Origin of the sequence: Flavobacterium sp., assembly GCF_035760125.1 — a bacterium.
In the GTDB taxonomy this organism is placed as follows: domain Bacteria; phylum Bacteroidota; class Bacteroidia; order Flavobacteriales; family Flavobacteriaceae; genus Flavobacterium.
Window position 1 is genome coordinate 1 of the sequence record NZ_DASTTN010000407.1, and the last position, 4,881, is coordinate 4,881.

General features: G+C 32.0%; 3 protein-coding genes. 2 read left to right on the top strand and 1 reads right to left on the bottom strand.

The features are described from left to right. Nucleotides 1-984: glycoside hydrolase family 26 protein (locus VFS71_RS14400; RefSeq protein WP_326402090.1), on the bottom strand; the 984-nt coding region annotated here is incomplete at its 3' end. A 277-nt stretch (nt 985-1,261) separates the two neighbouring features. Here VFS71_RS14400 and VFS71_RS14405 point away from each other — a divergent pair. Then, nucleotides 1,262-2,140, top strand: a complete 879-nt coding sequence (locus VFS71_RS14405; protein ID WP_111408987.1) for a helix-turn-helix domain-containing protein — start codon at nt 1,262-1,264, stop codon at nt 2,138-2,140. A gap of 315 nt (nt 2,141-2,455) precedes the next feature. Continuing rightward, on the top strand, nt 2,456-4,881 hold a 2,426-nt coding region (locus VFS71_RS14410), incomplete at its 3' end, for a SusC/RagA family TonB-linked outer membrane protein (RefSeq protein ID WP_326402091.1).

A 4,881-nucleotide genomic window follows, 5' to 3' on the forward strand; every position in this document is an offset into this window, starting at 1 on the left:
CACATAGGATATTTTGTAGGATCCCATAGCTTTCATCAATGTGTCTGTCCACCATTTGTCATATGGAATGGCTTCGTAACCCGTTTCTGCAAAAGCGATAATTTTATGTTGCTCTTTGGCAATTTGGTCTATTATCCCAAATTGTCTTTGGCAATTTTCCACAAATGAATTGTCTTTCAAAGGATCATTATAAATGTATTTGTCAAAACTTAAAACATCAACATATTCAGAGCCTGGATAGTATTTTAAGAAATCTTCTCTTGAGTTGAAATCGGCCGTGTTGTATACGTAGATTAAATTGTGAACTCCTTTCTTTTGAAAATAATCGATAGTGAATTTCCAAAGTTTTTTAAATTCTTCTGGGCTTCCATTGTTTTTGCACCACCAAAACCAAGTTCCGGTAAGTTCATGAAAGGGACGATATAGCAAAGGAATTAAATTTCCTTTTTTATCCTTTAAAGTTAAGATGTATTTTGCAGCTTCATCCAGCCAAGCTTTATATTTTTCATGACTTTCACCTCCAGGTAAAGCCGAAGCCAATGATTTTGGAGTAGTGTCCCAAGCATTTCCATCTGTTAAAGGATTGTTGGAATGCCAACTAATAGTGATAATACCTCCTCTATTGTATCCGTCAATGATGTATTGTCTCATTTTATCAAAAGGAATGCCGTCTATATTTTTATCTGATTTGGTTTCAAGACCTCCCAGATCCCATCCATAAACTGCTGGATAATCTCCAACGACATCTTTTACATCACTTCTTCCTTCTTCATATTTCCAGTTTACACCGTATGCCAAATCATCTTGATGACCAAATAAGATGCCATTATTAACAGTTTTGTGTAAATTTTGATACAACTGTATAGTTTTTTTGGTAGCTTTTTTATCAGATATTGATAATTTAGTATCACTGCTCTGTGAATAAGAGGAGCAAAATGTGCTAAAAGTTAAAAAAAGTGAGAATATGTAGTTTGTTTTTGCCATATCTATTGTAATGAGTTTTTATTAGCTTAAAATAAAATCAAAATCGATTCGGATTGAATATCAAGTGATTAAAATTTTAAAGCTGCAATTTTGTCTTTTTATTAATTTTTTGTCAAAATGTTAAAAAAATAACGGCTTTAAAATGATTTATATTTTTTAAAGATATTTTTGCTTTTAAAAGTATAAATCCATTTTTCAAAGATATAGTAATAAGATCTTTTGGATTAATATTATTTTGTCAATTTTATATCTTATTATTGCAAATAAAAAATGAATTATGAGCGCTTTTAAAAATTTTCATAGAGAAATAGTTCCACTCGCAGCACAAGATAGTTTTTTGGTTTTTGATAGAGTTAAAGATGAATTTGATTATCCCGTACATTATCATCCTGAATTTGAAATTAATTTTATATTGAACGGAAAAGGAGTGAAACGTGTCGTAGGTGATAATATAGAAGAGATTGACGATATAGAATTGGTGTTGGTTGGTCCTAATTTGTATCACGGCTGGGAGCAGCATAAGTGTAAAAATAAAGATATTCACGAAATAACAATTCAATTTCATAACGATCTTTTTCATGAATTTTTGTTGTCCAGACGAATTATGACGCCTATAAAGGAGATGTTTAATCGTTCTGTACATGGTATTTTATTTTCAAATCAGGTAGCTGAAATGCTCACTCCAAGGTTAATAAAGATATCTAAGTTGGATGGTATGGATTATTTCTTGGAGATTATCTCAATTTTGTATGATCTAGCAAACTCCCGTAATCAAAGGCTTTTGTCGACTTTTACAGTTGAAAATGACACTTTTGAAGAGTATGACAAAATGAAATTGATTTATGATTATATTCAAAAGAATTTTGCCGAAAAATTATCATTGGAAGAAGTGGCGGGTGTGGCTAATATGACGACGATTTCTTTTAATAGATTTATAAAAAAACGCACTGGAAAAACATTTGTCAATTATATTAATGACATCCGAATTGGCTATGCAGCGAGGTGGCTAGTGGAGAAAGATCTAAGTATTTCGGAGGTTGCCTTCAAGTCGGGGTTTAATAATATAGCCAATTTTAATAGAAGTTTTAAAGCTTTTAAAAAATGTACGCCTAGTCAATACCGCGATGATTTTTCAGGATTAAAGAGAATCTTGTAATACACTTCTGTTTTTGTTGCTAAAATGCTTCCTGAAAGAGTCTTTCTGGGAGCATTTTTTATTTTTAAATTAACTATATGATATATATTATAGGTAATAAATAGTAATAATTTAAAAAATTCTGATTATAATTTTGTTATGTGTAATTAAATTTTTCATTTTGAAAATATATTATCATGAAATGATATAATAATATTAATTTGATGTTAACTACTGTTATAAATTTGTTAATTATAAATCATATTTATTAATGCCAATAATAATGACCGAATTACCCTTTCGGAAATTATTAAACTTAACTAACAAATTTTTATTATGAAAAAATTATTGTCCGACTTGATTCATTGGAAAGTAAACCACAGAAAGGTTCCATTGATGTTCTTACTATTTACCTGTGGTATCATGAATGCACAGCTTAAGGTGCAAGGTGTCGTTACAGATGTTAATAATCTGCCATTATCCGGAGTTAATATTAAAGCGGAAGGATCTTCTCAAGGAGTTTCTTCTGATTTTGATGGGAAATACTCAATCGATGTACCTGCAAATGCTATATTGACTTTTACATTTGTTGGTTTTGATAACAAAAAAGTAGGGGTAAAAGGAAACTCTAAGCTTAATGTTACCATGACATCTGTTTCTGAAAACTTGAAAGAAATCGTTGTGATTGGTTACGGAACTCAAAAAAGAGGTAACCTTAATGGATCTGTTTCTACTGTAAAAGCAAAAGATATTGAGAACCTAAAAGTAGTAAGTGTTGACCAAATGCTTCAAGGTAAGGCTGCAGGGGTAAGTGTAACCAATAACTCAGGGGCTCCTGGAAGTGCTGCTTCTGTTAGGATTCGAGGTACTACTTCTATTTCAGGTACTAATGAACCTTTATATGTAATTGACGGAGTTCCTGTTTCTGGTGATGCTACAGGAAAATCTACAAGTGGACGTCCTTTGGCTGGTAGAGATGGATTTTCTTCATCAGGTGGAAGTGGAAACAATGCTGTTAGCCCATTATCAATGATAAATCCTAGTGATATTGAGTCTATGGACATTTTGAAAGATGCTTCTGCAACTGCAATTTACGGTTCAAGAGGTGCTAATGGGGTTATTATTATTACTACCAAATCTGGTAAAAAAGGAACAGGTAGAGTTGCGTATGAAAATTTCACTTCAATTAGTAATGTTACCAATAAGCTGGATGTTTTGAATTTACAAGAATATGCTACTCTAAAAACCAATTTGGCTAATTTATGGGATTTTCAAACACGTCAGGAATTTTCACATCCTGAATTATTAGGGGCAGGAACAAATTGGCAAGATGAAGTATATAGAACTGCCATTTCGCAAAGTCACCAATTATCTTTTTCAGGGGCTAAAGATGGTACTAGTTACTATTTATCGGGAAGTTATTTGGATAACGAAGGGACTATCATTAATTCTGGATTAAAAAGATATACTGTAAGATTAAATTTGGACTCTAAAATTAAAAGTTGGCTAAGAGTAGGAGGAAATATGTCGGCGGGGATTACTAATGAAGATATTACGGTGAATCAAAGTTATTCAGGATTAATATCGAATACTTTATTACAAGCTCCAGATATACCAGTTAGAAATGCTGATGGATCATTTGCTGGGCCACCGTCATCAGAACAAAGTGTAACTTATTATAACCCAGTTGCAGAAGCTTTGACTAGAGAAAATAAATTGGTTCGTAAAAATTTCTTAGGAAATATTTATGCAGAAGCCGATCTTTTTAAAGGATTGAAGTATCGTATTGAGATTGCCGGAAATACTGAGTTTTCTGAAAACGACGATTTTAGACCTTCTTATAAATGGGGAAGCCAAGAAAATGCATTGGCAGATTTAGATGTTAGAAGACAAAATTGGTATTCTACGAATATTAAAAACTTATTGACTTATGATAAGACTTTCGATAAACATCATTTTACAATTTTATTAGGTCAAGAAGCGAATGATTCACATTGGGAAGGAGTAATAGCATCTGCACAAGGTTTTAAAACAAATTCTATTCATACCTTAAATTTGGCCGATGTTGATAACAATACTGTGACTCAATATAAAGGAAGCGCTTCTCTTTCGTCTCTTTTTGCTCGTGTAATTTATGACTTTAATGATAAGTACAGTATTACAGCTTCTACAAGACAAGACGTTTCGTCTAAATTTGACCCTACAACAGACAATCAAAAAGGTGTTTTTAATGCAATTTCAGGTTCTTGGAAACTTTCTAATGAGTCTTTTATGGAAGGAACACGTAAATATGTTGACAATATTAAATTCAGATTAGGCTATGGAGAAACTGGTAACCAACAGATTCCAAACAATAGTTATTCTGCGATGTTGAATGTTCAAAATTCAGGATTAGGTAGCGGGTTTTTACCAGCAAATTACCCAAATCCAAATTTAGTATGGGAATCATTGAATCAGACAAACTTTGGTATTGATTTTACAATGTTGGAATCCAAATTGTTTGCTAGCGTTGATTTTTATGATAAAAAATCAGAAGGATTTTTATTTCAAGTGCCATTGCCTCTATACTTAACAGGAGGAGGATCACAATATGGAGGGGTTTCTGCACCATACTCTAATTTGGGTACAATGAGTAATAAAGGATATGATATTACCGTAGGATATAATCTTAAATCTTCAGGTAACTTTAATTGGGATACTTCTTTGGTTGTATCACATTACAAAAATAATTTAGATGAAATTGCCAATGGAATTATTTTAAC

Coding starts and splice junctions, on each gene's coding strand:
- VFS71_RS14405 (WP_111408987.1), top strand. CDS start 1,262: ATGAGCGCTTTTAAAAATTTTCATAGAGAAATAGTTCCACTCGCAGCA.